Source organism: Mesorhizobium sp. WSM4809, assembly GCF_055811655.1.
In genome coordinates this window covers 552,891-578,460 of sequence record NZ_JBVVQW010000002.1, presented here as the reverse complement: position 1 = coordinate 578,460, position 25,570 = coordinate 552,891, and the positions used below count along the sequence as shown (strand labels likewise).

The following is a 25,570-nucleotide window of genomic DNA, read 5'->3' as shown; positions in this document are numbered from 1 at the left end:
CCGAGGCGGAGCCGGGCGGGAGGGATCTTGATGAGGAAGTACGCGTATTTCGTGGCGATGCTGGGTGTTGCCTGCACCGTCGGCGTGGCGGCCGTGGCGGCGCAAACCAAGAGCGACAAGGCGGTCGCGGCACCCGCTGCCGCGGATGCGCCGCAGTTGCCCGGCGGCGCGTCGGCACTGTCTGAAACCCACGGCGACTGGACGGTCAATTGCCAGATATCGGGCACGGCCAAGACCTGCAGCCTGTCGCATCAGCAATTCAACAAGCAAAGCAATCAGCGGCTGCTGGCGATCGAGCTGTCGAGCAAGACCGGCGAGGATGCCACGGGCACGCTTGCGTTGCCGTTCGGCCTGGCGCTGGCCAAGGGGGTCAGCCTGACCATCGACGATCAGAAGCTGGACGGCAGCCTGGCGTTCAACACCTGCCAGGTCGTCGGCTGTCTGGTGCCGGTGGTGTTCGATGCGACTGTCACGCCGCTGCTGAAATCAGGCACCACACTGAAGATCGACGCTTTCGCGGCAGATACCGGACAAGCGGTGAACTTTTCCATTCCGCTCAACGGCTTCGCCGGCGCGCTTGCCCGGACCGCGCAGCTTTTGACCAATTGATGTAGAGCCGCAGGACTTAAAGCGCTGCCTGAAATGTCGTCTCGCGGCAGGGCAGTGCGTCACTGCCTCAGAACGTCTCTGCGTCGGTTCAAACGATGATGGTTTTAAGCCTTTCGGCGATCAAGGCGGCGAGCCGCGCCGCCACATCGTCCTTGCTCATCTCCGGCCATTCCTCGACGCCAGCCTTTGACACGATCCGCACCCGGTTGCGATCGCCGCCCATCACGCCCGAAGAACCGACGCCGCTTCCCTGCGACACGTCGTTGGCGACGATGAGATCGGCGCCTTTTTTCTTGAGTTTGGCCTCGGCGTTGCGCAGGAGATCCTGCGTCTCGGCGGCGAAGCCGATAACCAGGCCGGGTCGCTGGCTGTGATGGCCGACGCCGGCGAGAATGTCGGGATTTTCGACCATGCGCAGCACCGGCGGCCCTTCGCCGGCGACCTTTTTGGTCTTCTCACCGGCTGAATTCTCGGTTCGCCAGTCGGCAACGGCGGCGACGAACACCGCCGCGTCTGCGGGCAGGAGCTGTTCCACCGCGTCGCGCATCTCTCGCGCACGTTCGACATGGATGGTCTTCACGCCAGCCGGATCGGCAATGCCGACAGGACCGGAGACGAGGTGCACATCGGCGCCGAGCCTGGCCAGTGCTGCCGCTATGGCATGGCCCTGCTTGCCGGACGAACGGTTGGCGATGTAGCGCACCGGGTCGATGGGCTCATGCGTGGGGCCGGAGGTGACGATGATCCTGCGCCCCGACAGCGGCTTCGGGCCGACGTCGAGCAGTGCCTCGATCGCGGCGACGATCTCCAGCGGCTCGGCCATGCGGCCTTCGCCGGCTTCATTGCTTTCGGCCATCTCGCCCCTGGCCGGACCGACGAAGGTGACGCGGTCTTTCTGCAGCGTCGCGCGGTTGCGGCGGGTGGCCGGATGCGCCCACATTCTGGGGTTCATGGCCGGCGCCATCAGCACCGGCTTGTCGGTGGCGATGAGCACCGTGGAGGCCAGATCGTTGGCGTGGCCATTGGCGAGCTTGGCCATCAGGTCGGCGGTGGCGGGCGCCACCACCAGCAGATCGGTCTCTCGCGACAGCCTGATGTGGCCGACATCGTGCTCGTCCTGGCGGTCGAACAGTTCGGTAAAGACATGGTCGGCGGAGAGCGCGCCGGCCGACAGCGTGGTGATGAATTCCTGCGCGGCCGATGTCATGACCACCCGAACCGCGGCCCCGCGCTCGCGCAGCCGGCGGATGAGATCGAGCGCCTTGTAGGCGGCGATGCCGCCGCCGATGATGAGCAGGATGCGCTTGCCGGAGAGGCTCATGCCCAAGACCAGTTCTTATCGAGTGTCATGCCGGCTTCAGCGCCGGTTCGATATCGGTATGGATGAAATCATTGCCCTTGAAAAGCAGCGGCAGGTTTCGCGTCCTGGCGAGAGCGTAGGAAAAACAGTCGCCCATGTTGAGTTTGGCGGGATGGCCAGTGCCGCGGCCATAGAGGGCATAGGCTTCAATGCCGGCCTGTGCATGTTCGGCAGTGAGAGCGACGATCGTGACTTTCAGTCTTTCTAGAAGGCCTCTCAACTCAGCTGTGCCGGCCGCCCCATAACGTCCGACGACGACCGTGCCACATTCCATCAGGGTCGCGGCGCTCATAAACATCAGCTGATTTCCGGCGAGGCGCTGGGCTATCACCGGTGCATCAGGCTCCTGCTTGAGGATGGCCAAAATCGCGGAGGTGTCGATCACCACAGTCAGTCCTCCTCGATGAAGGACCAGAGCTCATCCGTTAGTTTTTTCTGGTCGAAGTCCACTTTTCGCAATCGTCGACCGAATTCGAGGATTTCCTCTGCCGTGACGACATCGTCGTCGTGCTTGTTGACTGCCGCTACATCCTTCAACAACAGGGTTCTTGCCTCCTGCTCCATTGACACGCCATGTCTGGCGGCCTGCTCGCGCAGCCTTTGCTTCAAATCCTCGTCGAGATTGCGGATCGTTAGGGTGCCCATGGCTATTCCTGCATTCTTGCGATTGATTGATCCTTGGGTTTTTCCCCAGATGCCAAACCCGTTCGGTCGAACCCTTTTGTGGTCGGCAGCCCAACGGATGCGGCGAGCACGTCCCGCGCTTCCTGCTCCATGGAAACGCCCCGCGCGGCGCCGCGCTCGCGTAGCCGCCGCATGACATGGTCTTCCAGATTGCGGACGGTAATCCTCGCCATATGCACACTCCTACGTAGAATATAGCGATCTCGATTTCCGACTGCAATGACAGCATTGCTGTCATTGCCTGCACTCAGATCAACTTCCAGGCGATATAAACCAGCGTCAACGCAATCACCCAGAGTGCCCAACGGCCGGAGCGGCTGTAGCGCGCCTCGGCCTTGCCGATGGCGTCGGCGGTGGTCTCGTCGAAGCGCAGGCCGTGCTCGGCCATCAGGTCGATCTCGCGCGACAGCCGGTCGGTGCGCGCCGCAAGCTCGGGCACCTGACGGGCCAGCGTGAGCAGCGCCCTGGCGCCGTCTCGCACATCGATCATCATGCCACGCGGCCCAAGATTGCCTGATATCCAGTCGCCGACCACCGGCTCGGCCGTCTTCCACATGTTGAAGGCCGGGTCGAGCGTGCGCGCCACGCCCTCGACCACCACCATGGTCTTCTGCAACAGGATCAATTCGGGCCGCGTCGCCATGTCGAAGAGTTCGGTGACCTCGAACAGCAGCGTCAGAAGCTTGGCCATCGAGATGGTCTCGGCCGGCTGGCCATGGATCGGCTCCCCGATCGCCCGGATCGCCTGCGCGAAGGCTGCGACATTGTGCTGGCGCGGCACATAGCCGGCCTCGAAATGGACCTCGGCGACACGCAGATAGTCGCGCGTGATGAAGCCGTAGAGAATTTCGGCGAGGAAGCGGCGCTCCTTCTTGCCGAGCCTGCCGGCAATGCCGAGATCGACGGCAACGATGGTGCCGTTTGCCTCGACGAACAAATTGCCCGGATGCATGTCGGCATGGAAGAAGCCGTCGCGCAGGGTGTGGCGCAGGAACGACTGGATGAGGTTGGCTGCGATCGCCTTCAAATCGTGGCCGGCGGCTTCCAGGCCGGCAATGTCGTTCATCTTGACGCCGTCGACCCACTCCATGGTCAAGACGTCGCGGCCGGTGCGCTCCCAGTCGACGGACGGCACGCGAAAGCCGGGGTCGTCCCTGGTGCTTTCGCCGAGTTCCGAGAGAGCCGCCGCCTCGAGGCGAAGATCCATCTCGATCTTGGTGGTCTGCGCCAGCGTCTGGGTGACCTCGACCGGCCGCAGCCGGCGGGACGAGGGGATGTATTTCTCCTGCAGGCGAGCGGCGAGGAAATAGCTTTCGAGATCCTGGAAGAAACGGCGGCGCACGCCGGGCCGGATCACCTTGACCGCCACCTTGGTGGCAATGCCGTCATGGACAGCGTCGGCGGCATGGACCTGGGCGATGGAGGCGGCGGCGACCGGGTCGCCGAATTGCGTATAGAGATCGCCGATCTTGCGCCCGAGCGAAGCCTCGATCGCCTCGATGGCCTCGGCCCGGGGGAAGGTGTGCATCTTATCCTGCAACGTGGCGAGATCGAGCGCCATGTCGTTGCCGACGACGTCGGGCCGTGTCGCCAGGAACTGGCCGAGCTTTACATAAGATGGACCGAGCCGGACGACCGCCTTGGCCAGCCGGTCGCTGCGCTCATAGGCCAGCGCGCGGCGGCGGGTGAACAGCCGCGCCATCCGCCATCCGAACTTCGGCAGGCCGGACAGTTCCTCACCCGGCAGAGCGGCGACGACACCCTCGCGGACCAGCACCCAGCCGGCCCTTACGAGCCGGAATCCTGCACTGACATTGCTCATGGCAGCGCCAATCCTGCCGGCTCTTTGAACCGGCATAGCACGTGTAGATTGTGAGAAATGCGGTCCGGCTTCAAAGCTTCCAGCCCGAATGAAGCGCTGCAATACCGCCGGAGTAGTTGCGGAAGGAAACGCGGTCGAAGCCGGCGCGGGAAATCATCGTCGCGAAATTCTGCTGATTGGGAAACCTGGCGATCGATTCGACCAGATAGGAATAGGGTTCGCCGTCGCCAGTGACCATCTTGCCGATCTTTGGAATGGCGTTGAACGACCAGGCTTCGTAGGCCTTGTCGAGAAGCGGCATCTCGACCTCGGAAAACTCCAGGCACAGGAAGCGCCCGCCGGGCTTCAGCACGCGAAACGCTTCGCCCAAGGCCACCTCGATGCGCGGCACGTTGCGGATGCCGAAAGCGATGGTGTAAGCGTCGAATGTGGCATCGGCAAAGGGCAGTTCCTCGGCATTGGCCTCGACGAAATCGGTGTTGCCGGACAGGCCCTTCTTTTCGGCCCGGTCGCGGCCGACGGCCAGCATCGAGCCATTGATGTCGAGCACGGTGGCATGGGCATTGCCGTGGCTGGCATCGACGATGCGGAAGGCGATGTCGCCGGTGCCGCCGGCAACGTCCAGCACGCGCCAGCCGATCCTTTTGGGAGGATTGAGCCAGGTGACCATGGCGTCCTTCCACAGCCGGTGCAGGCCGGCCGACATCAGATCGTTCATCAGGTCGTAGCGGTTGGCGACCTTGTGGAAAACATCGTTGACCAGGGACTGCTTGTCGCCAGCCCCGACACGCTTGAAACCATAGGAGGTTTCCATGCCGCCCGCGGCCGTGGTTCTCTCAACTGACATTTTTTTGATCCGTCATAAAACCGGCGGGACCATAGCCGATCGATGGTGCGGGCGCTATTGTTTAAGGCGCGGTGTTCAGCCGCGCTTCCAGGTGGCGGGTTTTCGAGACCTGGACGGATCGACGGGATGGTTGAATGCCTTTGAAAGCGGAACTGCACTGCCACATCGAAGGGGCAGCGGCGCCCGAACTCGTCATCCGCCAGGCGCAGAAATACGGCAAGGACACCTCGCCCTATATCCAGAACGGTTCCTTCGTCTGGCATGATTTCACCTCCTTCCTGGCGGCTTATGATTTTTCCGCCGATCTGTTCCGGACCGAGGAGGACTATGCGCGGCTGGCCGACCATTATCTGACCAGTCTCGCTCGCGACGGCGCCATCTATTCCGAGGTGTTCACCTCGCCGGACCACGCGAAAAAGGCCGGCCTGTCGCCCAAGGCCTATACCGATGCGCTCGGCGAAGGCATGGCCCGCGCCAAGGCCAAGACCGGCATCGAGGGCCGCATGATCGTCACCGGCGTGCGCCATGTCGGCGTCGAGTCGATCGAGCAGGCGGCGCGCTTCGCGGCGCGCTGCGGGCATCCGCTGGTCACCGGTTTCGGTGTCGCCGGCGATGAGCGCATCGGCGATATGGAGGACTATGTCAGGGCTTTCGAGATCGCCCGCGAGGCCGGGCTCGGCATCACCATCCATGCCGGCGAATTGACGGGCTGGGAGACGGTCCAGGCGGCGCTCGATCATATCCGTCCGTCCCGCATCGGCCATGGCGTGCGCGCCATCGAGAACCCGGACCTCGTCCGGCGCATCGCCGACGAGGGCGTCGTGCTGGAATGCTGCCCCGGTTCCAACATCGCGCTCAAAGTGTTCGACAGTTTCGCCGATCATCCATTTCCGGCCCTGCAGGCGGCCGGCTGCAAGGTGACGCTCAATTCCGACGATCCGCCCTATTTCTGGACCTCGCTGAAGCGGGAATACGACATTGCCGCCGAGCATTTCTCGATGAACGAAAAGGCGCTGGCCGCCGTCACCCGCACCGCCATCGAAGCCGCTTTTGTCGATAGAAAGACGAAGACCGCGCTTCTTGCCCGGTTGAACAGCGCGGCACGCTGATTTCCGCCGACAAAGCTGTGGTCGGTGCGGGCCAGCGGTTCCTTGGCCGGCGCATTGCCGCTAGGGTTCGCTCAGGCAGCTTGAAGCGCGGCGCGTCCGAAAGGGCCATGCGCGCATTTTCGGGCGCAGGCATCAGGAGAACACCATGCAGGGCGTCACCGTCGTCGACCACCCGCTTGTCCAGCACAAGCTGACCATCATGCGCAAGAAGGAAACCTCGACGGCCGGCTTTCGCCGGCTGCTGCGCGAAATCTCGCTGCTGCTAGGCTACGAGGTCACCCGCAACCTCGAACTGACGACGACGACCATCGAGACGCCGATGGAAACCATGGAAGCGCCGACGCTTGAGGGCAAGAAGCTGGTCTTTGCCTCCGTGCTGCGCGCCGGCAACGGCTTGCTGGAAGGCCTGCTCGACCTGGTTCCGGCGGCCCGCGTCGCCCATGTCGGTCTCTACCGCGATCACGAAACGCTGGAAGCGGTCGAATATTTCTTCAAGGCGCCGAGCGATCTCGCCGACCGGCTGGTGATCGTCGTCGATCCGATGCTGGCCACCGCCAATTCGGCGATCGCGGCGATCGACAAGCTGAAAGAGCGCGGCGCCACCAACATCCGTTTCCTTTGCCTGCTGGCGGCGCCCGAAGGCATCGAACGCTTTCTCAAGGCGCATCCGGACGTTCCCGTCTTCACCGCTTCGATCGACCGCCAACTCAACGAGAAGGGCTACATCATGCCCGGCCTCGGCGACGCCGGCGACCGCATGTACGGGACCAAGTAATACCAGGCAAAGTCACCTGGTGCGATTTACCAAACGTTTACGCAAAGGCGCGGTTTTGACGCGCGTTAAAGCGGCAAACACCATCCGGGTCTAACGATCGGCTGTCACTACGGCGCCGCGCGTCCATTTCGGACGCGCAAAGGACGCTGTAGCACTTTGATTTGCGCGTGAGCCTTTCCGAAAATCGATCCCGATTTCCGGGGGTCATGCGGCGAGGCCGATCCATGCTGCGCAAACTTCTGATCCTCGCCGTTTTCGCCGGTTCATCGGCATCGATACCGATCGTGTATCAGTCCAATCCGCAACTCGTCGAAAACCTGCTGAGGTCGGCGGTGCCGGGCAAACAAACGGTCGAAGCCCAACCAGACGTCAATCTGGCATCGGTGCCCAACAAGCCCGCGGCCCCGCTGCCGATGGGCCGCAAGGTGGTCGTCGCGGCAGACGAGCGCGGACATTTCTCATCGGCTTTCAAGTTCAACGGGCGCCAGGTCGACGGCATGATCGACACCGGCGCCACGCTGGTCGCCATCAACATGTCGACGGCACGCCGAATCGGCTTGTCGCTGAATGCTTCGGACTTCAGCCACGAGGTCAACACGGCCAACGGCACCATCAAGGCGGCCGTGGCCATGATCGACCGCCTGCAGATCGGCAACATCACGGTCAATGACGTCCAGACCATCGTGCTCGACGACAGGGCGCTGCGCACCAATCTGATCGGCATGAGCTTTCTCAACCGGCTCGACAAATACCAGGTCGAGAACGGCACGCTGCTGCTCGTCCAGTAAGGCTATTCGTTTTCCGCAATTTCCAAGGGAAAGCGCTATGCGCTTTCCCGGGAAAACCGGTCCACCACTTTTCCTGGAATTGCTTCAGCCGCGCGGCAGAATCCGCCGGATGACCGACTTGTCGGCGGGCGGCTTCGAGGCGCCGACCGTATAGGCCGAAAGCACGGTAGCCGCGGCGGCCTCGGCATCGGCCGATGAGCGGGCATGGATCAGCGCCAGCGTCTCGCCGGCCCCAACCTCCGCACCGACCGGCAACAGCCTGGTGATGCCGACCGCGGGGTCGATCTTGTCGTCCGGCCGCGTGCGTCCACCTCCCAGGCCGACCACGGCGAGCCCGATATCGCGGGTGGCGATGCCGGTGACGAAGCCGTTTGCGGTCGCCTTGACGGCAAATTCGATCGCCGCCGCCGGCAGATACTTTTCCGGTTTCTCGATGAAATCGGCGGGGCCGCCAAGCGCGGCCACCATGCGTGCGAAGGTGGCGGCGGCGCGGCCGCTGGCGAGTGTCTCGGTGGCGCGCCGCATGCCATCCTGGTTGGACGACACCAGCCCGGCCGACTGCAGCATTTCGGCGGCCAGCGCCAGCGTCACGTCCTCGAGCCGACGGTCACGATACCGGCCGGTGAGGAAATCAACGGCGTTGCGCACCTCGACGGCGTTGCCGGCGGCCGACGCCAAGGGCTCGTTCATGCCGGTGATCAACGCCGAAGCCTTTAGTCCGGCGCCGTTGGCGATCTCAACCAGGCTGTTGGCGAGTGCGGTGGCGTCGCGCGATTTTTCCATGAAGGCGCCGTTGCCGACCTTGACGTCGAGCACCAGCGATTGCAGCCCGGCCGCCAGCTTCTTCGACAGGATCGAAGAGGTGATCAGCGGCACCGATTCGACCGTGCCGGAGACGTCGCGGATCGCATAGAGCCGTCGATCGGCGGGCGCGAGGTCGGCGGTCTGGCCGATGATGGCACAGCCTGTTTCGAGCACCGCCTTGCGAAACAGCGCGACGTCGGGCTGGCTGATGTAGCCGGGGACGGCGTCCATCTTGTCCAGCGTGCCGCCGGTGTGGCCGAGGCCGCGGCCCGAGATCATCGGTACATAGGCGCCGCAGGCGGCGACGATCGGCGCCAGCATCAGCGAGACATTGTCGCCGACGCCGCCGGTCGAATGCTTGTCGGTGACCGGGCCGGGCAGGTCCGACCAGTCGAGCACATCGCCGGAATCGCGCATCGCCAGCGTGAGCGCCACGGCCTCGTCGCGGTTCATGCCGTTGAAGAACACCGCCATGGCGAAGGCGCCGGCCTGGCCATCGGTGACGGCGCCCGACGTCACGCCCGCGACGAAGCCGGCGATCTCCTCTTCCGACAGCCTGAGGCCATCGCGCTTGCGGCGGATGATTTCCTGGGGAAGCATCAGGTCTCCAGCAGTCCGTCGTGGAACACGCGCTGCAGGATCGTTGCGAGCCGCGCGCCGCCTACCGGTGCCATGTCCTTGGTCTCCTGGTGCGATAGCTCGGCCCCGGTCATGCCGGCCGCCAAATTGGTGATGACCGAACAGGCGGCGACGCGCAGTCCTAGGAAGCGGGCGAGAATGACCTCCGGTACGGTCGACATGCCGACCGCATTGGCGCCCATGATGCGCGCCATGCGGATCTCGGCCGGCGTTTCGAAGCATGGGCCGGAGAACCACATATAGACGCCCTTGTGCAGGGTGGTGCCGGTCGCATTTGCCGCCCGCTCGATGGCCTGGCGGATGCCGGCATCATAGGCTTCAGTCAGGCCGACGAAACGCCGGTCGCTTGGTTCGCCGATCAGCGGATTGGTGCCCGAGAAATTGATGTGGTCCGATATCAGCATCACCGAGCCCGGCGGCATGTCCGGATCGACCGAACCGGCGGCATTGGTGACGATCAGTTTCGTGATGCCGATGCCGGCAAGCACTTCCAGCACCGGCCGCATCGCCGCGGCAACGCCGTGCTCGTAGTAATGGGCGCGGCCCGACAGCATCAGCACCGGCACGCCGGCAAACAGCCCCGCCACCACCTCGCCGGCATGCCCGGTGACACCGCTTCTGGGAAAACCGGGCAGGTCGGCATAGGAGATGCGGATCGGGCCCTCGATCTGGTCGACCAGACCGCCGAGGCCCGAACCGAGCACCAGTGCCGTGGCGGGCGCCAAGCCGTCCAGCCTTTCGACGAGATGATCCAGGGTTTTTTCCGTCATCGCTGCCAGCTGTTCATTTGAGCCCGTTGTTCATTTCAAAATATCGCCGCGGAAACCGTAAGGCAGCATGTCGCCCATGGTCACGGTCTCGGCCACACCTGCATTGTCGCAGAGATAGAGCTTTGTTTCCGGCTGGCAGAATTCGGCCAGCCGCTGCCGGCAGCCGCCGCAAGGCGAGCATTTCGCCATGCGTTCGGCGATGACGGCGATTTCCACGATCTTGCCGCCGCCGCCCATGATGTAGTGGCCGAGCGCCGTGGTCTCGGCGCACCAGCCTTCCGGATAGGAGGCGACTTCGATGTTGGCGCCGGTAAAGACGCGCCCGTCCTCGGTGCGCAAGGCAGCGCCGACCGGAAACTTAGAATAGGGCGCGTAGGCCTTGGCCATGGCGGCCTTGGCGGCCTCGAACAGATCATGCGACATTCAGGTGTTCTCTCCGATGATCGTGTTCAAAACCCGGCGCAAAGCCGACCCGTCGCTCAACGTTCCTTGACATAAGGCACGCCGCCGGCGCGTGGCGGGATTGCCTTGCCGATGAAGCCGGCGAGCAGGATGACGGTGAGGATGTAGGGCAGCGCCTGCATGAACTGCGCCGGCACCTTGCCGATGATGGGCAGCGGTGATCCCTGCAGGCGGATCGACGCCGCGTCCAGGAAGCCGAACAGAAGGCAGGCGAACATGGCGTTGACCGGCTTCCACTTGGCAAAGATCAAGGCTGCCAGCGCGATATAGCCCTTGCCGGCGGTCATGTCCTTCACGAAGCCGCCATTTTGCACCATCGACAGGTAGGCGCCGGCAATGCCGGTGAGGATGCCGGTGCAGATCAGCGCCCTGTAGCGCAGCCAGGCGACCGATATGCCGGCAGTATCGACGGCGGCCGGGTTCTCGCCTACGGCGCGCAGCCTGAGGCCAAAACGGGTGCGAAACAGCACCCACCAGGTGAACGGCACCATCAGGAAGGCAAGATAGACCAGGATCGAGTGGCCCGACAGGAGCTCGGCATAGATCGGTCCGATGATCGGAACGCCGCGGATGGCCTCGGCGCCCGGCAAGGTGATGGCCTCGAAGCGCTCGCCCGGTTGCAGCGCCGGCGTGCGCCCGCCCTGCTGGAACCAGGCCTGGCCGAGGATGATGGTCGAGCCGGCGGCGATGAAATTGATCGCCACGCCGGAGACGATCTGGTTGCCGCGATGGGTGATCGAGGCAAAGCCGTGGATCATGGCAAAGGCGACCGAGATCAGGATGGCCATGCCGAGGCCGAGAAAGGCCGAATGGAACACGGAAGCGGCGGCCGCGCCGGCGAAGGCGCCGACCAGCATCTTGCCTTCGAGACCGATGTCGAAGATGCCGGCGCGTTCCGAATAGAGGCCGGCGAGGCAGGCAAGCAGCAGCGGCACCGAAAGGCGGATGGTGGAGTCCAGTGTCTGGATGATCGCGTTGAACACATCCATCTCAGGCACCTTTCCCCTTGACCGCTTCCATGCCCACCGATCGCGGACTGAACGAGGCGAACAGCGCCTGGATGTAGGGCCGGAACATGTGCTCGAGGGCACCGGCAAACAGGATCACCAGGCCTTGAATGATGACGATCATGTCGCGGCTGATCGCCGGCATCTCGAAGGCGAGTTCGGCGCCGCCCTGGTAGAGCATGCCGAACAGGATCGCCGCCAGCACGATGCCGACAGGGTGCAGGCGGCCCATCAGCGCCACGGCGATGCCGACGAAGCCGGCGCCGGAAACGAAGTCGATGGCGACATTGTGCTGATCGCCCATCACCGGATTGAGTGCCATCATGCCGGCCAGCCCGCCCGAGATCATCATGGCGGTGATGATGATGCGGGTTTCGGAGATGCCGGCATAGCGTGCCGCTTTCGGGCTGTGACCGTAGGTGCGCATTTCATAGCCGAGCTTGGTGCGCCAGATCAGCAGCCAGACCAGGAAGGCCATGACCAGCGCCAGCAGGAAGGTGACATTGAGCGGCGCCGAACGGATCTTGGCGCCGAACAGCTCGATGATCCAGTTGAGCTTGGGCAATTCCGCGCCGGCGAGGAAGTTACGCGTCTGCGGCGCTTGCGAGGCGGCTGGCTTCAACGGGCCGACCAGCAGGTAAACCATGATCGAGGCGGCGATGAAGTTGAACATGATGGTGGTGATGACGATGTGCGAGCCACGCTTGGCCTGCAGATAGGCCGGGATGAGCGCCCACAATGCGCCGACCGCCGCCGCGGCAATGATCGCCAGCGGGAAGGTCAGCCACCATGGCAGTGTGCTGTCGAAGCTCAGGCAGACGATGGCGATGCCGAGGCCGGCGATGTAGGCCTGCCCTTCGGTGCCGATGTTGAACAGGCCGCAATGCGCGGCCACCGCCACCGAAAGCCCGGTGAAGATGAAGGTGGTGGCATAAAAGAGGGTGAAGGCGATGCCTGTGCCTTTGCCGAAGGCGCCCTCGACCAGGATGACGGCTGCGCGCAACGGATTCTCGCCGACCAGAAGCACGACGAAGCCGGCGACGACGAAGGCGACGAACAGATTGATCAGCGGGATCAGGCCATAGTCGGCCCAGGCCGGCAGTTTGGCGTAAGGCGCGCTCAAAGTGCTGCCTCCTGGTGCTCGATGCCAGCCATCAGCAGGCCGAGTTCGCCCTCGGTCGCTTCGGGACCGCGCTCGCCGACGATGCGGCCGGCAAACATCACCAGGATACGGTCGGACAGCGAACGGATCTCGTCCAGCTCGACCGACACCACCAGCACCGCCTTGCCCTGGTCGCGCATGGCGATCAGGCGCTTGTGGATGAATTCGATGGCGCCGACATCGACGCCGCGTGTCGGCTGGCCAACGATCAGAACACCAGGGTCCTGTTCCATCTCCCGCGCCAGCACGATCTTCTGCTGGTTGCCGCCGGAGAAATTGGCGGTCTTCAGCCGGCAGTCGGCCGGGCGGATGTCGTATTTGGCGATCTTGTCCCTGGCATCGTTGCGGATGGCATCGATGTTGAGGAACGGCCCCTTCAAATAGCGGGGATCATCGTGATAGCCGAGGATCGAATTCTCGTTCTCCTCGAAGGCCAGCACCAGGCCGACGTGATGGCGGTCCTCCGGCACATGCGCCAGGCCGCGGTCGCGCAGTTCGCCCGGGTCGGCCGCACCGGTCAGGTCGATCGGCTTGCCGTCGAGCATGACCGAGCCGGACACCGCACGCCTGATGCCGGAAATCGCCTCGAGCAGTTCGGATTGTCCGTTGCCGGCGACACCGGCGATGCCGACGATCTCGCCGGCCCTGATATCGAAGGAGATGTCGTCGACCATGGTTACGCCGCGCGTATCCTTCACCGTCAGGTTCTTGACCGCGAGCTTGACGGCGCCGGCCTCGGCCTCGCCCTTTTCGACCCGCAAGAGCACGCGCCGCCCGACCATCAGCTCGGCCAGTTCCTCGACAGTGGTCTTCCTGGTTTCGCGCGTCGCCACCATCGTGCCCTGGCGCATCACCGACACGGTGTCGGTGATGGCCATGATCTCGCGCAATTTGTGGGTGATCAGCACCACCGTCTTGCCCTGGTCTTTCAATTGCCCGAGGATGCGGAACAGGTGGTCGGCCTCGGCCGGCGTCAGCACGCCCGTCGGCTCGTCGAGGATCAGGATCTCGGCGCCGCGATAGAGCGCCTTCAGGATCTCCACCCGCTGCTGCAGGCCGACCGGCAGCTCCTCGATGATCGCATCGGGATCGACTTCCAGCCCGTATTCGCGCTCAAGCCGCTCCAGTTCGGAGCGTGCCTTGGCGATGCTCTTCTTCAAGAGCGCATCGCTTTCGGCGCCGAGGATGACGTTCTCCAGCACCGTGAAATTGTCGACCAGCATGAAGTGCTGATGCACCATGCCGATGCCGAGCGCGATGGCGTCATTGGGGGTCTTGATCGAGGCCGGCTGGCCGCCAACGCGGATTTCGCCGCTGTCGGCCTGGTAGAAGCCGTAGAGGATCGACATCAGCGTCGACTTGCCAGCTCCGTTCTCGCCGACAATGCCGTGGATCGTGCCGCGACCGATCTCAAGATTGATGTCCCGGTTGGCGCGCACCGCACCAAAACTCTTGTTGATGCCGATCAACTCGATTGCGGCTTGCGCCATGCAGCCTGTCCCACTCTTATTTTTTTATCGCTTGGTCAAAACGCCTAGCATGACGCTCCGCCCGTGCCAATTGGCGGAGCCGGTTCACTCTCGACAAATCCCGGTGCGCTTGTCAATTTGCAACGTGGCCGGGGCCTTCACATTCGCTAGTATGACGGCGCCGAAATTCGCATCACGGCGCAAGACATCGCGGTGAACGACATCGCGGTGAGACTGGGGAATTCACATGATCACGCCCGCCGACCGGCTGACGACGCTGGAAATACGCGCCGCCGAGCAGGAGAAGACCATCGAGGAACTGTCCGGCCAGATCGCCGAGCAGTGGAAGGTGATCGAGCGCATGCAGCGCAAGCTCGACGCGCTGACGGATCGCTTCCTGGCGCTGGAGGAGCAGACAGGAGATGAAGTGCCGGTAACCAAGCCACCGCACTGGTGAGGAAAAAGGGAAGGTGCACGCCTTGGTCAGTGAAAGCGATCGCATCGCGCGGGCCGGCGAATATGTGCTCGGTCTTATGAACGACAAAGACCGCGAACGGGCCGAACGTGACCTGGAGGTCGATCCCGCCTTCCGCGACGCGGTCGCGCGACTTGCCGAGCAGATGTATTTCTTCGACCGTTACGGAAAACGCGACCTGCTGCCTGGCAGGCATTGGGAACTGGTTACCCAACGCCTAGCCGAGTTACCTCAGATGCGCAGCGTCGAGCTCGGCGGCAATGAGGTCAAACCGCGCACGGTGATCCGAAGCCTGTCCCGGCCACCATACGGCATTGGCGTGCACGCGCTTGGCGGCCGGCGCGGAGTTGTCGTTGCCACCGGGCTGATGGTGGCGTTCGCGCTGGGCTGTCTCGTCGCGAAGCTGCTATAGGCGAGGCCGGCGCGACATCAGCGCCATCTTCTCGCCGTCCGAGCCGCTTATCTCAACGGTATTCCAGCCGAGAGCCGCGTAGAAATCACGCGCATCCCATGTGTAGAGATGGAGCATCTCGACGCCCCGTGACGCCGCATGGGCTTCCGTTGCCTTGACCAGCGCGGTGGCGATGCCTCGGCGTCGATACCTTGCATCGACGACCAACCCGGCCAGCCATGGCGTCAGATCATGTACGGGCTCCAGCTCGTGGCGGACCAGCAGGCATGTCCCGACCGGGGTGTCGCCGATCCGGGCAACGAATGCCGCCTCGAAGCCGTCACCGGCAATCAAGCCACGAAGCCCTGCCGCATCTTCCCGAGCGTCCTTCCGGTTCCCTCGAAAAACGTGGCCAGGCGCAGTTGGGCTACCGCTGCTACGTCGTGCTCGCCCATGGGTGCGATCTTCGGCTGCATCTGTATCCCGAAACGGTGGCCGGCACGGAGCGAACGTTTCGCTCGATCCGGTAAAGACAAAACCGCCGGGCTGGCGCCCGGCGGTTTGCAGATCATGCCTGTGTGTTCGTGCCGCTCAATAGGGGCAAGCGTTGTCAGCCGTATAGTCGTGCACTTCGGTCTTGCCGGCAATGATGTCGGCCTTGGCCTTTTCGACGGCCGCCTTCATCTCGTCCGTCACCAGCGCCTTGTTGTTGTCGTCCATGGCGTAGTCGACACCGCCTTCCTTGAGGCCCAGATTCTCGACTCCGCCCTTGAAGGTGCCGTTCTTGCCGTCCATGAAGGCGGTGTAGACGGCGACGTCGACGCGCTTCAGCATCGAGGTCAGCACCTTGCCCGGCTGCAGGCCGTTCTGGTTGGAATCGACGCCGATGCCGAGCTTGCCGGCATCTGCCGCCGCCTGCAGCACGCCGACGCCGGTGCCGCCTGCCGCGGCGTAGATCACGTCGGAGCCCTGGTCGATCTGCGTCTTGGCGATCTCGCCGCCCTTGGCCGGATCGTTCCAGGCAGCCGGCGTGTCGCCGGTCATGTTCTGGATGACATCAGTCGCACCCGCCGACTTGGCGCCGCCGACATAGCCGCATTCGAACTTGCGGATCAGAGGGATATCCATGCCGCCAACGAAGGAGACCTTCTTGGACTTAGAGGCCATCGCCGCCAGGATGCCGACGAGGTAGGAGCCCTCCTGTTCCTTGAACTTCAGCGACCGCACGTTCGGCAGATCGACCTGGTCGTCGATGATGGCGAAGTTCAGGTCGGGATATTCGGCGGCGACCTTGGTCAGCGCGTCCGTCCAGGCAAAGCCGGCCATGACGATCGGGTTGCGGCCGTCCTCGGCGAAGCGGCGCAGCGCCTGCTCACGCTGCGAGGCATTGGAGACCTCGAATTCGACGTAGGCCGTGCCGGTTTCCGTCTTGAATTTCTCGGCGCCGTTGTAGGCAGCCTCGTTGAAGGATTTGTCGAACTTGCCGCCGAGATCATAGAGGATGGCCGGCTGGACATCCGCGGCGAAAGCCGGAAGAACCATTGCGGTTGCGGCCAGGAGGCCGAGAACGATACGTTTCATGTGATCCACACCCTGTCGGTTATTTTTTCCGTTATGCACCGCATGCCTGCCCGGTTCTCCGGCAGGCATACGACGTCAGCCAGGAGTGTACTCCCTCCCGCTCGGCGGCAATCTGGCATGGCCCGAAACAAAATTCACGCGGAATTTTGACCTTTTGGAAAAGCTTGATGCGGGCAAGCCGCACCGCAGCTTGTCCTTGCGCCAAGTGTTACGTGGACGCGGTGACAGGGATGACGCAAGCGACGCCGGTGCCTTTGAGGTTGCACGTGCCGTAAGGGTTCTTCGCCAGATATTGCTGGTGATCGGCTTCTGCGAAGTAGAATTCGGCCGCCGGCGCGATCTCGGTGGTGATCCTGCCGTGGCCGGCACCGCGCAGCGAGGTCTCATACGCATCGCGCGAGGCGCTCGCCGCCCGCAATTGCGCCTCGTCGCTCGTGTAGATCGCGGAGCGATAGGTGGTGCCGACATCATTGCCCTGGCGCATGCCCTGCGTGGGGTCGTGCCTTTCCCAGAACAGCTTCAGAAGCCCAGCATAGGAGACGATCTCGGGGTCATGGACCACCAGCACCACTTCGGCATGGCCGGTAAGCCCGGTGCAGGTCTCCTGATAGGTCGGATTGGGCGTGAAGCCGCCGGCATAGCCGGCGGCCGTGACCCAGACGCCTTCGATCTGCCAGAACAGCCGCTCCGCACCCCAGAAGCAGCCCAGTCCGAACATCGCCGTCTCCAGCCTCTCGGGATAAGGACCCTTGAGCGATCTTTTCAAGACCTTGTGCCTGGATGCGGTCGGGATCGCCCTGGCGCGGCCCGGCAGGGCCTCGGAGGGCTTCGGCAGATTGAGCTTCTTGTTCAGCATGTCGCTGAGAAAGAACATGCGCGGCTCCTCTCCGGGTGAAACGCAAGAAGCCGCATGACGGCGGCTTTGTTTGAGCATCGGATTCCCAAAACCGGCAACCGCTTTTGGGTCCGATGCTCTAGGTGGCGGCGAACTGCCCAGCACGCGGTGGCCGCCTGTAGCCTATCGCATAGAGCAGGAAAGCCAGCACCGCGAACACGGCGAAGCCCGGCTGGTTCAGCACCCAGGCGACGGCGCCGTCCCACAGCAGCGGGCTGGCCTTGGTTCGGATGAAGGTTTCGAAGGCGGCCCTCGTGTCAGGCGAGACCGCCAGCCAACTGGTGTTGAGCGGGGTCAGCACCAGCACGGAGGCCGCCACGGTGCGTGTCGCGTCGAGCACCGCCATGATGACGGAAATCGACAGCGCGATCATTGCGGCAAGACGAAAGACGAAGCGAAACATCAGAACCCTCCTCCGGGCTGGTCCCCTCCCGAGGGGCCTTTCAGAGATAGAATGCGCATGGCTGGATCGCAATCGCCATACGCGAATTTGCAGACTCCAAACTCAGGTCAACAGAAGGCCGGACGACAGTCGGTCGGGTAGCTTTTCATTGACATGTGAGGGCAGCTATGTTAACAATTTCGACATGGTGCTGACTTGCGCCGACGACCCGCCGCACAGGCGGGTTTTTGCGTTTGGTGCCTCGCAAACCGACGTGCCGGCCAAGTCTTCAAAGACCGGGTGAACCCGGATTCGTTGCTCTGCGCGAATTATGCGGCCGGCTTCCTTTTGCGCCGATGGACACGCCAGACGGCGAAAACGCCGCCGCCAATGGCGCCGATCACCAGGCCGGCCAAGCCGGTGAACACGGCGAAATAGCCGCAGGCGCCCTCGAAACAGCTCATCTTGGTGGCATCAGCGATCACCGAGCCGATGGCGAATCCGCCCACGGCGCCGATGACCGCGCCCAGGACGATGCCGAGCAGCGCGGCGACGACCGAGACGAAGACAGGCGGGCTTTCGGTTTCCGGATTGACATAAACGGCATCGGCTTCGGATCCACGGCGCAGCAGATAGATGCAGAGGAACCCGATGGCGATTTGAGCAGCGGTGATGGCAAGCGCCTGGCCCGAAAAGACGAAATCCGAAATCGTCAGTGCACAGGCCTGCCAGGCCACCAGCCAGATGATTGTGGCGACCTGCCAGATGGTGAACTGGCGCGGGAAACGGGCCGAGCGGCCGAAGGCGAGGCCGAGCAGGTAAAGCCCCCACAGGATGGTGACGATGTCGACGGCGAGCCCGCCATAGACAAGGTAAAACACGCTGTCTGGCAGGCCGGTGGCGCCGACCGCGGGCCAGACGGAGATCAGGCCGTAGACCGACCACGCCATGACGAAGACGAGCCAGCCCACCGGCACGAAGGAAAGCCCGCTGTCCGGCCGCCTGACTGGCGTCTGTCCATTGCTCGATGTCATGTGCGCACGATGCCCCCGCAAAGCCTCGGCACCCGACAGGCAACTTCGGGGGAAGTCAAGGGCGGCCGGCCCGGCGGTCGTGCCTGTGCACACCATTGCAGCGGCGGCGCCCGTAAAAACGGGCATGCCGGCCGCGTTGTGAAACACTGTGTGGCCGGCAAAGCGAATAGACTGCCGTTATGGCTTGGCATTCGGCGCCGGATCGACTAGATGAGCCCCGCGCCTGTTGCTTCGACGGCTCAGGTGCGGGGAAGGGCGTTCGCTGGTTGGCGGCGCCGACGGCGGAAGTTCCGCCTTGCCCCAAGGGAGGTGCATCTCCCCAATCCGCGCGGCAAAACCGGCCGACGCGACATGCATGGACGGAGAGGTGGCCGAGTGGTTGAAGGCGCACGCCTGGAAAGTGTGTTTACGGGAGACCGTAACGCGGGTTCGAATCCCGCTCTCTCCGCCAGTTTGCACCTAGGTGTGATCAAGATAGGCGCGCCCAGGCAATATGATCTGGCGCAGGCTGCCGACGCTCATCGCGATCTCGAGGCCAGGAGGACAACCGGGGCACTTGTGCTTGGTGCAATCTCGAACACGACCGACGTCCCGTAGTGAATTGCATCGCCAAATCAAAACGGGGTGGTCGATCGTCTCGCCCTAGATCACCGCTTCCTCGAGGAACGGCTCGTTGCGCTCTATGCGCTCGTAACAGAATGGCGACAGATCGAGCGTCTGGAAAGCCCCGTGAACGATAAGTTCTGAAACTCCCCGGCCCACGGCTGGCGACTGTTGCAGCCCGTGCCCCGAGAAGCCGTTGGCAAACATGAAATTGGTCACCTGCGGGTGGAAGCCGACGATGCCGTTGTGGTCGAGCATGTTGTACTCGTAGTGGCCGGTCCAACTGGTCTGGACCTTGAGTGCGTCGAAAGACGGAATGCGGTGCCAGAGTGCCGGCCAGATGTGGTCGTCGAACTCTTCATGATGCATTTCAAAGTCGTCGTAGCCGGCCGGTCCGTCGCCCTGCGGCGTGTTGCCGGTGAGAAAAAGCTCGCCTTCGGGACGCACGAATGTTCCGGAAAGGTCGATGACATTGGGCATCCGGCCGGGGATCGGGTTGGCGCTGGCGAAGACGAAGCTGTAGCGCTTGTAGGGCGCGACCGGGATCGACAGGCCGGCCATGGCTGCCACCTGCTGCGCGCGCGGGCCCGCGGCGTTGACCAATGTTCCGCAACGAACCGTCTGTCCGGTCGCGAGGCGCACCGAGATGACCCGTCCATCGGCAATATCCAGCCCTGTCGCTGCATTGTCGATATACTCGACGCCGCTGGCGCGGGCGGCGCGGCGGAAACCGTTCATCAGCCCCACGGAATCGAACCAGCCCTCTTCCCTAGCCCCCCAGGAACCGCCACCGAGATCCTCCACATTGAGCCAGGGGAAGCGATCCTTCAGCGGGCCCGGCTCGAGGAACACTGTGTGGGCCCCAAAACTGCGCTGCAGATCGACGCGCTCGCGGGCCGCTTCGACGCCGTCGGGTGAACAGCAGTAAAGATATCCATGCTCCTTGAAGCCGAGGTCGGGCGCCGGTTCGTCCTTGTAGAAAGGTGCCATACGCTCCTGAAATCCGCGGATGATCTCGATGCCGAACTGGCTGATCTTCACATTGATCGGATTGGAATATTGCTGCCGGATCGCGCTGGTGGACAGCGCCGTCGATGAAAACTCGTAACTGCTATCGCGCTCGACCACGAGGATCGAGGCACCGCTGCCCAGCGCCTGGCTCAGCCAGTAGGCCGTGGACGAGCCGACAACCGCTCCGCCGACGATGACGATGTCGTAGGCGTTGCGCGATGGCGCTTTGTAAGGCGGGATCCCCATGGCTCCGACTCCAAGCTACTGGTTGAACAAAGCGATCAGGGCATCCGAGCCCCGCGCAAGAAGGCCAAGGTCCGAACCGACGGCAACCATGGTGAAGCCTTCGGCAAGGTAGCGGTCGGCATCGGCCTTCGCCGGCGCCAGGATGCCGCTTGCCTTGCCTGCCGCCGTCGCGGCCTTGCGCACGGACGAGATTGCCTCCTGGACATGTGCCGCGCCGGGATTGCCCATCGCGCCCATATTGGTGGAAAGATCGCCGGGACCGACGAAGAGAACGTCGACGCCGTCGACCGCCGCGATCTCGGCGGCATTCGCCACGCCCAATTGATCCTCGATCTGCACGGCGAGAAGTTGCTGCTCACGCGCCTTGGCGTGGTAGCCGGCGATGCGGCCGAAGGCGTTGGCGCGGTGACCGACCGAGAAGCCGCGAAATCCGCCGGGCGCATAGGTCATGGCCGCGACGATGGCGCGGGCCTGATCGGCGGTTCGTACATTGGGGATCATCAGGCTGCGTGCGCCGATATCCAGCGCCTGCTTGATCAGATTGGGATCGTCGGAGGGCAGCCTGACGACAGCCTCGCTGTCGAAGCCGCCCATCACCTGAAGCTGCGCCATGATGCTGCGCAGATGGTTGGGGCTGTGCTCGCCGTCGATCAGAACCCAATCGGCTCCAGAGCCGGCGACGATCTCCGTGGTGAGCGCCGAAGCCAGCGAGCACCAGATGCCGATGTGAGCCCGGCCAGCCGCGGTGGCGGCTTTCAGCGTGTTGAGGCGTTCTTGCATCTTGCGATCGTCTCCAATCATCTGGTTGAAATTTGTATGATGTCCTATATCATATGGCTACAAAACGCTGCAAGATGCGATGTACGGACTTTCGAATGGGAGCTGGAGAATGAGGATCGGGTTCATCGGGCTTGGCGTCATGGGAGCACCGATGGCGCGTCACCTGGCCGATGCCGGGCATGAGATCGTCACCGTTCTCAATCGCTCCCCTCTGCCGCAGGGCCTGACCGCATCGGTGGTCGCGTCCGCCGCCGAAGTGGCACGGGGGTCCGAGATCGTCGTCACCATGCTGCCCGACACGCCTGACGTCGAACGCGTCCTGTTGGGCGAGGACGGCGTCCTGGAAGGACTGTCAGCCGGCAAGCTGGTCATCGACATGAGCTCGATCAGCCCCATCGCCACGGCGGCGTTCGCGGCGAAACTGCGAGAGAAGGGAGCCGGCTACCTCGACGCCCCGGTCTCGGGCGGCGAGGTCGGCGCCAAGGCGGCAAGCCTCACCATCATGGTCGGCGGCCCGGCCGCCGAGTTCGAGCGGGCGCTGCCGATCTTTGAGACACTCGGCAAGAACGTCACTTTGATCGGCGAGCAGAATGGCGCCGGGCAGACCTGCAAGATCGCCAACCAGATCATCGTTGCGCTCAACATCGAGGCCGTGGCCGAAGCGCTTGTCTTCGCCAGCAAGGCCGGGTGCGACCCGGCGAAGGTTCGCGGCGCCCTGATGGGTGGCTTCGCCGCTTCCCGCGTCCTGGAAGTGCATGGCCAGCGCATGATCGACCGGACCTTCGCCCCAGGCTTTCGCATCAAGCTCCACCAGAAGGATCTCAACCTGGCCCTTGACAGTGCCCGCGCCCTTGGCGTGGCGCTGCCGAACACCGCCATGGCGCAGCAACTGATGAATGCCTGTTCGGCCCATCCAGGTGGCGCCGAGGCCGATCACTCGTCTCTCGTCCGGGCGCTGGAGATCCTCGGCGGCCACGAACTGTCAAAAGAAAAGGAGTAAAAACCGATGCGCGGAACCGGCAAGGCCGAGATCTTCGTGATGCTGGCCCATCCCGTGGCCCATGCCAAGAGTCCCGGCATATTCAACGAGATCTTCGAGCAGAAGGGCCTCGACAGCCTCATGGTGCCCTTGAGCTGCCGCCCGGAGGATTTCGAGACCTTCTGGGCCGGCATCACGGCAGCCGAGAATATCAGGGGCGTGATCATCTCGGTGCCGTACAAGGTTGCGGTCTACCACAAATGCTCCGCCGCGCATGACCGCGCCGCGCGGGTGGAAAGCGCCAACTCGGTGCGACGGCTGCCGGATGGCAGCTGGTATGCCGACAATTTCGACGGCGTCGGCTTCATCGATGCGCTCAAGGCGAACGGACATCAGATCGCCGGCCGCCGCATTCTTCAAGTCGGTGCCGGTGGCGCCGGTGCCTCGCTCGCCTATTGTCTCGCGGAAGCCGGCGCCGACGAAATCCGCCTTACCGACATCGATACGGCGCGCGCCGGGAAACTGGCGGCGCTGGTTGGCCGCGCGTTCCCGAAATGCCGCATCCAGGTCGGAGAGGCCGAGCCTTCCGGCATGCATATGGCGATCAACGCCACGCCTGTCGGCATGCATGCCGGCGATCCGCTGCCGCTTGACGTCAGCCGGCTGACCCCGGATATGACGGTCGTGGACATCATCATGGAGCCTGCGGAAACCGCTCTGCTGCGGGCGGCCAAGGGGATCGGCTGCCGCGTTCAACCGGGACGCCCGATGATGGATTTCCAGGTCCGGGCGATGTCCGAATTCTTCGACATCGAAGGCAAGGACCGCGGCCATGGCTGAGACACCGACTGCCGTCGTCATCGGCGGCACCTCCGGCATCGGACGCGCTATCGCGCAGCGCTTCGCAGAAGACGGTTATCATGTGGTCGTCTCCGGCCGGGATGCGACGAGGGGCAATGAGGCGGCCGGCTCCTGTCAGGCGGCGGGCGCGCCGCGTGCGCTGTTTGTCCAGACAGATGTCGCAGATAGCGGCTCAGTCGAGGCTCTGGCACGGATTGTCAGCGACGGGTTCGGCACGCCTCACGTCGTCGTCAACTGCGCCGGCATCTTGCAGAGCGGCAAGTACGTCCTTCTTCAGGATCTGGACGAGGACGAGAAGATGTGGCGGGTGAATTATCGCGGCACGCTGTTGGGGTGCCAGGTGTTTGGCCGGCTGATGTCGGCCGCCCGGCGAGGCGCGATCCTGAATGTCGGCTCGCTCGCCTCTTTCGCGCCGCTGTCGCTGCCGGCCTACACGCCGGGAAAGCATGCGGTCCTGGCCCTGACCCAGATCCTCGCCGCCGAACTCGGCCCGCATGGCGTTCGCGTCAATGCGGTCGCCCCTGGCTATACACTTTCCGATGGTTTGAAGACCAAGATCGCCAGGGGCGAACGCAACCCCGAAGCCATACAGGCCACCACGGCACTGCGACGCTTCGTCGAGCCGCGCGATGTCGCCGAGGCGGCATTGTTCCTCTGCTCGGAGCGCGCTGCTTCGATTACCGGCGTCACCTTGCCGGTCGACGCCGGCTGGCTGGTTCAGGCGCCTTACGCACAATATCTGCAGGGAAATCCCATCCGGCAAACGCCGGCTATCTGACAAGGATAATCCAGTGATCAATATCCCGCCAGTGAGCGACATCCAGCGCTTCGACTTCGATACCCGCATCCACCATGGCGTCATCCATAACGGCACGCTCTACCTCACCGGCCAGGTCGCGAGGCCCGGCCAGTCCGCGGCCGACCAGATGCGCGAGGTGCTCGGCAAGATCGATGCGCTGCTTGGCAAGGCGGGCACGGACAAGACCCGCATCCTTCATGTGCAGATGTGGCTGGACGACATCAGGGATTTCGACGAGGTCAATGCGGTGTGGGACGCCTGGATGCCCGGGGAGCACGCACCGGCGCGCTCATCGGGCGAAGGACGGATGGCGAAGCCCGGAATGCTGGTCGAGCTGATCGTCACCGCGGCGGTTTGAATGGTCCTGCCGGTTCGGGCATCATCCCGAATCTGGCGAGAGGGAGACTGATGACGAAGCGCAAGCCGCTTTCCACCGTCGTGGCGGAGAGCCTGTCCGAGAAGATCCGTTCCGGACAGCTGCTGCCCGGCGCGCAATTGCCGACTGAGGCGGAGCTTTGCGCCGAGTACGATGTCAGCCGCACCGTGGTGCGGGAAGCTGTGGCGCGACTGCGTTCCGAAGGCCTGGTGGTGCCGCAGCAGGGGCGCGGCATGTTCGTCAGCGAGACGCCGGCGCCGCGCAACTTCTCGATACCGGACGAAGCGCTCAGGACCTTGCCGGAAACCATTGCGCTGCTCGAGCTGAGGTTGAGCGTCGAGGTGGAGTCGGCAGGATTGTGCGCGGAACGGCGCACCGATGCGGAAGCCAGCGCGATCCGCACCTTGATGAAACAGGTCGACGCCCAGCAGGCCGATCCCGCCGTCGTCCAGATCCACTACGACTATGATTTCCACCTGGCGATCGCCAAGGCGGCACGAAATGAATTCATCCACGGTTTCCTAAGCTATCTCGGGCCGATGATCGTGCCGCGCTTCCAGCTCGGCTATCTGGTCACGCCCGAACTCAAGGACAGCTACTACGCGCGCATACACAGCGAACATAAGACAATCGTCGACGCCATCGAAAGGCAGGATGGCCGCGCCGCCCGCCAGGCCATGCGCAAGCACCTGCACAACAGTCTCGGGCGGGTGCGCGCCCTGGCCCGAGCCTCTGGCGTGGAGGCAATCGAAGCCGAGCAGAAGGCGGCGGCGGCCTCACTTTTCACCGACATGAAAAGGCCTGCCTCGACAGGCGCATGAGGCCTCGCGAATTCGATCGCATCGGCGCG

Annotated in this window: 30 protein-coding genes and 1 tRNA gene; 12 read left to right on the top strand and 19 right to left on the bottom strand. The window is 63.7% G+C overall.

Features of this window, described 5'->3' with window-relative positions; translation table 11 throughout:
* Positions 1-30 precede the first annotated feature (30 nt).
* Positions 31-609 carry an invasion associated locus B family protein gene (locus tag AC0L24_RS07240; protein ID WP_127379941.1) on the top strand — a complete coding sequence of 193 codons (579 nt, stop codon included), beginning with the start codon at positions 31-33 and terminating at the stop codon, positions 607-609.
* Positions 610-697: 88 nt separating this feature from the next.
* Here the strand turns inward: AC0L24_RS07240 and coaBC are convergent, their stop codons facing one another.
* From coaBC to ubiE, 6 genes are all read right to left on the bottom strand, one after another.
* Complete coding sequence (coaBC, locus tag AC0L24_RS07235) at positions 698-1,930, bottom strand: bifunctional phosphopantothenoylcysteine decarboxylase/phosphopantothenate--cysteine ligase CoaBC (protein ID WP_127396963.1); 1,233 nt, start codon at positions 1,928-1,930, stop codon at positions 698-700.
* Positions 1,931-1,955: 25 nt separating this feature from the next.
* Positions 1,956-2,357, bottom strand: coding sequence for a type II toxin-antitoxin system VapC family toxin (locus AC0L24_RS07230; RefSeq protein ID WP_127270488.1), 402 nt, complete (start codon positions 2,355-2,357; stop codon positions 1,956-1,958).
* 2 nt (positions 2,358-2,359) lie between these two features.
* A complete protein-coding gene (locus tag AC0L24_RS07225; RefSeq protein ID WP_127270486.1) occupies positions 2,360-2,614 on the bottom strand; it encodes a FitA-like ribbon-helix-helix domain-containing protein in 255 nt (84 codons plus the stop codon).
* Between the two features lie 2 nt (positions 2,615-2,616).
* Complete coding sequence (locus AC0L24_RS07220; protein ID WP_127270485.1) at positions 2,617-2,826, bottom strand: FitA-like ribbon-helix-helix domain-containing protein; 210 nt, start codon at positions 2,824-2,826, stop codon at positions 2,617-2,619.
* 74 nt (positions 2,827-2,900) lie between these two features.
* Entirely contained in the window at positions 2,901-4,475 is a 1,575-nt protein-coding gene (gene ubiB, locus AC0L24_RS07215; RefSeq protein ID WP_292632000.1) for a 2-polyprenylphenol 6-hydroxylase, read from the bottom strand.
* Between the two features lie 70 nt (positions 4,476-4,545).
* Positions 4,546-5,322 carry a bifunctional demethylmenaquinone methyltransferase/2-methoxy-6-polyprenyl-1,4-benzoquinol methylase UbiE gene (gene ubiE / locus AC0L24_RS07210; protein WP_127266931.1) on the bottom strand — a complete coding sequence of 259 codons (777 nt, stop codon included), beginning with the start codon at positions 5,320-5,322 and terminating at the stop codon, positions 4,546-4,548.
* 134 nt (positions 5,323-5,456) lie between these two features.
* Here ubiE and AC0L24_RS07205 point away from each other — a divergent pair, with 134 nt between their 5' ends.
* The 3 genes from AC0L24_RS07205 (at position 5,457) to AC0L24_RS07195 (ending at position 7,994) form a co-directional block, all read left to right on the top strand.
* Positions 5,457-6,431 carry an adenosine deaminase gene (locus tag AC0L24_RS07205; RefSeq protein ID WP_127266930.1) on the top strand — a complete coding sequence of 325 codons (975 nt, stop codon included), beginning with the start codon at positions 5,457-5,459 and terminating at the stop codon, positions 6,429-6,431.
* 145 nt (positions 6,432-6,576) lie between these two features.
* Positions 6,577-7,206, top strand: coding sequence for a uracil phosphoribosyltransferase (gene upp, locus AC0L24_RS07200; RefSeq protein WP_127266929.1), 630 nt, complete (start codon positions 6,577-6,579; stop codon positions 7,204-7,206).
* Positions 7,207-7,430: 224 nt separating this feature from the next.
* Complete coding sequence (locus AC0L24_RS07195; RefSeq protein ID WP_128288350.1) at positions 7,431-7,994, top strand: TIGR02281 family clan AA aspartic protease; 564 nt, start codon at positions 7,431-7,433, stop codon at positions 7,992-7,994.
* Between the two features lie 84 nt (positions 7,995-8,078).
* On the opposite strand, the gene deoA is transcribed toward AC0L24_RS07195, so the two are convergent.
* Genes deoA through AC0L24_RS07165 form a run of 6 tightly spaced genes read right to left on the bottom strand, consistent with a single transcriptional unit; the run spans position 8,079 to position 14,328 of the window.
* The gene (deoA, locus tag AC0L24_RS07190) at positions 8,079-9,398 is read right to left on the bottom strand and encodes a thymidine phosphorylase (RefSeq protein WP_473563604.1); all 1,320 of its coding nucleotides are present in this window, start codon (positions 9,396-9,398) and stop codon (positions 8,079-8,081) included.
* A complete protein-coding gene (locus tag AC0L24_RS07185; RefSeq protein WP_473563603.1) occupies positions 9,398-10,207 on the bottom strand; it encodes a purine-nucleoside phosphorylase in 810 nt (269 codons plus the stop codon). Before AC0L24_RS07185 ends, deoA begins: the two co-directional genes overlap by 1 nt.
* 30 nt (positions 10,208-10,237) lie before the next feature.
* Entirely contained in the window at positions 10,238-10,630 is a 393-nt protein-coding gene (gene cdd / locus AC0L24_RS07180; protein ID WP_127395406.1) for a cytidine deaminase, read from the bottom strand.
* Between the two features lie 56 nt (positions 10,631-10,686).
* Positions 10,687-11,658 carry an ABC transporter permease gene (locus tag AC0L24_RS07175; protein WP_127266924.1) on the bottom strand — a complete coding sequence of 324 codons (972 nt, stop codon included), beginning with the start codon at positions 11,656-11,658 and terminating at the stop codon, positions 10,687-10,689.
* A gap of 1 nt (position 11,659) precedes the next feature.
* Positions 11,660-12,799 carry an ABC transporter permease gene (locus AC0L24_RS07170; protein WP_023812577.1) on the bottom strand — a complete coding sequence of 380 codons (1,140 nt, stop codon included), beginning with the start codon at positions 12,797-12,799 and terminating at the stop codon, positions 11,660-11,662.
* Entirely contained in the window at positions 12,796-14,328 is a 1,533-nt protein-coding gene (locus AC0L24_RS07165) for an ABC transporter ATP-binding protein (protein WP_127328351.1), read from the bottom strand. The genes AC0L24_RS07170 and AC0L24_RS07165 overlap by 4 nt, the downstream gene beginning before the upstream one ends.
* A 229-nt stretch (positions 14,329-14,557) precedes the next feature.
* Here AC0L24_RS07165 and AC0L24_RS07160 point away from each other — a divergent pair, with 229 nt between their 5' ends.
* Entirely contained in the window at positions 14,558-14,764 is a 207-nt protein-coding gene (locus AC0L24_RS07160; RefSeq protein WP_174800349.1) for a SlyX family protein, read from the top strand.
* Between the two features lie 22 nt (positions 14,765-14,786).
* Positions 14,787-15,194, top strand: coding sequence for a hypothetical protein (locus AC0L24_RS07155; protein WP_292659536.1), 408 nt, complete (start codon positions 14,787-14,789; stop codon positions 15,192-15,194).
* Here the strand turns inward: AC0L24_RS07155 and AC0L24_RS07150 are convergent.
* The 5 genes from AC0L24_RS07150 to AC0L24_RS07130 form a co-directional block, all read right to left on the bottom strand.
* Positions 15,189-15,527, bottom strand: a complete 339-nt coding sequence (locus AC0L24_RS07150; RefSeq protein WP_473563602.1) for a GNAT family N-acetyltransferase — start codon at positions 15,525-15,527, stop codon at positions 15,189-15,191. The genes AC0L24_RS07155 and AC0L24_RS07150 overlap by 6 nt on opposite strands.
* A gap of 237 nt (positions 15,528-15,764) precedes the next feature.
* Positions 15,765-16,754 (bottom strand): BMP family lipoprotein, encoded by a 990-nt coding sequence (locus tag AC0L24_RS07145; protein WP_127266918.1) that lies wholly within the window; start codon positions 16,752-16,754, stop codon positions 15,765-15,767.
* Between the two features lie 208 nt (positions 16,755-16,962).
* Positions 16,963-17,628: a peptide-methionine (S)-S-oxide reductase MsrA gene (msrA, locus tag AC0L24_RS07140; protein ID WP_127395402.1), complete on the bottom strand. Its 666-nt coding sequence runs from the start codon at positions 17,626-17,628 to the stop codon at positions 16,963-16,965.
* A gap of 100 nt (positions 17,629-17,728) precedes the next feature.
* Positions 17,729-18,052, bottom strand: a complete 324-nt coding sequence (locus tag AC0L24_RS07135) for a hypothetical protein (protein ID WP_127266916.1) — start codon at positions 18,050-18,052, stop codon at positions 17,729-17,731.
* A gap of 308 nt (positions 18,053-18,360) precedes the next feature.
* A complete protein-coding gene (locus AC0L24_RS07130) occupies positions 18,361-19,065 on the bottom strand; it encodes a hypothetical protein (RefSeq protein ID WP_245482561.1) in 705 nt (234 codons plus the stop codon).
* 361 nt (positions 19,066-19,426) lie between these two features.
* Here AC0L24_RS07130 and AC0L24_RS07125 point away from each other — a divergent pair.
* A tRNA-Ser gene (locus AC0L24_RS07125) sits at positions 19,427-19,516 on the top strand.
* Between the two features lie 191 nt (positions 19,517-19,707).
* Here AC0L24_RS07125 and AC0L24_RS07120 read toward each other — a convergent pair.
* Positions 19,708-20,925, bottom strand: coding sequence for an NAD(P)/FAD-dependent oxidoreductase (locus AC0L24_RS07120; protein ID WP_127395400.1), 1,218 nt, complete (start codon positions 20,923-20,925; stop codon positions 19,708-19,710).
* 15 nt (positions 20,926-20,940) lie between these two features.
* A complete protein-coding gene (locus tag AC0L24_RS07115; RefSeq protein ID WP_127395399.1) occupies positions 20,941-21,705 on the bottom strand; it encodes an HpcH/HpaI aldolase family protein in 765 nt (254 codons plus the stop codon).
* Between the two features lie 109 nt (positions 21,706-21,814).
* Between AC0L24_RS07115 and AC0L24_RS07110 the strand changes: the two genes are divergently transcribed.
* Genes AC0L24_RS07110 through AC0L24_RS07090 form a run of 5 tightly spaced genes read left to right on the top strand, consistent with a single transcriptional unit; the run spans position 21,815 to position 25,541 of the window.
* Positions 21,815-22,705, top strand: coding sequence for a 2-hydroxy-3-oxopropionate reductase (locus AC0L24_RS07110; protein ID WP_127395398.1), 891 nt, complete (start codon positions 21,815-21,817; stop codon positions 22,703-22,705).
* A 6-nt stretch (positions 22,706-22,711) separates the two neighbouring features.
* Complete coding sequence (locus AC0L24_RS07105; RefSeq protein ID WP_127268820.1) at positions 22,712-23,524, top strand: shikimate dehydrogenase family protein; 813 nt, start codon at positions 22,712-22,714, stop codon at positions 23,522-23,524.
* Entirely contained in the window at positions 23,517-24,323 is an 807-nt protein-coding gene (locus AC0L24_RS07100; protein WP_473563601.1) for an SDR family NAD(P)-dependent oxidoreductase, read from the top strand. The genes AC0L24_RS07105 and AC0L24_RS07100 overlap by 8 nt, the downstream gene beginning before the upstream one ends.
* Positions 24,324-24,354: 31 nt before the next feature.
* Entirely contained in the window at positions 24,355-24,702 is a 348-nt protein-coding gene (locus tag AC0L24_RS07095; protein WP_023810158.1) for a RidA family protein, read from the top strand.
* Between the two features lie 50 nt (positions 24,703-24,752).
* Positions 24,753-25,541, top strand: a complete 789-nt coding sequence (locus AC0L24_RS07090) for a FadR/GntR family transcriptional regulator (protein ID WP_473563600.1) — start codon at positions 24,753-24,755, stop codon at positions 25,539-25,541.
* The last annotated feature ends 29 nt before the right edge of the window (positions 25,542-25,570 follow it).

Excerpts from the sequence above, each read along its gene's own strand:
- AC0L24_RS07240 (WP_127379941.1), top strand. The coding sequence starts at position 31 with ATGAGGAAGTACGCGTATTTCGTGGCGATGCTGGGTGTTGCCTGCACC.
- coaBC (WP_127396963.1), bottom strand. The coding sequence starts at position 1,930 with ATGAGCCTCTCCGGCAAGCGCATCCTGCTCATCATCGGCGGCGGCATC.
- AC0L24_RS07225 (WP_127270486.1), bottom strand. The coding sequence starts at position 2,614 with ATGGGCACCCTAACGATCCGCAATCTCGACGAGGATTTGAAGCAAAGG.
- AC0L24_RS07220 (WP_127270485.1), bottom strand. The coding sequence starts at position 2,826 with ATGGCGAGGATTACCGTCCGCAATCTGGAAGACCATGTCATGCGGCGG.
- ubiB (WP_292632000.1), bottom strand. The coding sequence starts at position 4,475 with ATGAGCAATGTCAGTGCAGGATTCCGGCTCGTAAGGGCCGGCTGGGTG.
- ubiE (WP_127266931.1), bottom strand. The coding sequence starts at position 5,322 with ATGTCAGTTGAGAGAACCACGGCCGCGGGCGGCATGGAAACCTCCTAT.
- AC0L24_RS07205 (WP_127266930.1), top strand. The coding sequence starts at position 5,457 with ATGCCTTTGAAAGCGGAACTGCACTGCCACATCGAAGGGGCAGCGGCG.
- upp (WP_127266929.1), top strand. The coding sequence starts at position 6,577 with ATGCAGGGCGTCACCGTCGTCGACCACCCGCTTGTCCAGCACAAGCTG.
- AC0L24_RS07195 (WP_128288350.1), top strand. The coding sequence starts at position 7,431 with ATGCTGCGCAAACTTCTGATCCTCGCCGTTTTCGCCGGTTCATCGGCA.
- deoA (WP_473563604.1), bottom strand. The coding sequence starts at position 9,398 with ATGCTTCCCCAGGAAATCATCCGCCGCAAGCGCGATGGCCTCAGGCTG.
- AC0L24_RS07185 (WP_473563603.1), bottom strand. The coding sequence starts at position 10,207 with ATGACGGAAAAAACCCTGGATCATCTCGTCGAAAGGCTGGACGGCTTG.
- cdd (WP_127395406.1), bottom strand. The coding sequence starts at position 10,630 with ATGTCGCATGATCTGTTCGAGGCCGCCAAGGCCGCCATGGCCAAGGCC.
- AC0L24_RS07175 (WP_127266924.1), bottom strand. The coding sequence starts at position 11,658 with ATGGATGTGTTCAACGCGATCATCCAGACACTGGACTCCACCATCCGC.
- AC0L24_RS07165 (WP_127328351.1), bottom strand. The coding sequence starts at position 14,328 with ATGGCGCAAGCCGCAATCGAGTTGATCGGCATCAACAAGAGTTTTGGT.
- AC0L24_RS07145 (WP_127266918.1), bottom strand. The coding sequence starts at position 16,754 with ATGAAACGTATCGTTCTCGGCCTCCTGGCCGCAACCGCAATGGTTCTT.
- msrA (WP_127395402.1), bottom strand. The coding sequence starts at position 17,628 with ATGTTCTTTCTCAGCGACATGCTGAACAAGAAGCTCAATCTGCCGAAG.
- AC0L24_RS07135 (WP_127266916.1), bottom strand. The coding sequence starts at position 18,052 with ATGTTTCGCTTCGTCTTTCGTCTTGCCGCAATGATCGCGCTGTCGATT.
- AC0L24_RS07130 (WP_245482561.1), bottom strand. The coding sequence starts at position 19,065 with ATGACATCGAGCAATGGACAGACGCCAGTCAGGCGGCCGGACAGCGGG.
- AC0L24_RS07120 (WP_127395400.1), bottom strand. The coding sequence starts at position 20,925 with ATGGGGATCCCGCCTTACAAAGCGCCATCGCGCAACGCCTACGACATC.
- AC0L24_RS07115 (WP_127395399.1), bottom strand. The coding sequence starts at position 21,705 with ATGCAAGAACGCCTCAACACGCTGAAAGCCGCCACCGCGGCTGGCCGG.
- AC0L24_RS07110 (WP_127395398.1), top strand. The coding sequence starts at position 21,815 with ATGAGGATCGGGTTCATCGGGCTTGGCGTCATGGGAGCACCGATGGCG.
- AC0L24_RS07105 (WP_127268820.1), top strand. The coding sequence starts at position 22,712 with ATGCGCGGAACCGGCAAGGCCGAGATCTTCGTGATGCTGGCCCATCCC.
- AC0L24_RS07100 (WP_473563601.1), top strand. The coding sequence starts at position 23,517 with ATGGCTGAGACACCGACTGCCGTCGTCATCGGCGGCACCTCCGGCATC.
- AC0L24_RS07090 (WP_473563600.1), top strand. The coding sequence starts at position 24,753 with ATGACGAAGCGCAAGCCGCTTTCCACCGTCGTGGCGGAGAGCCTGTCC.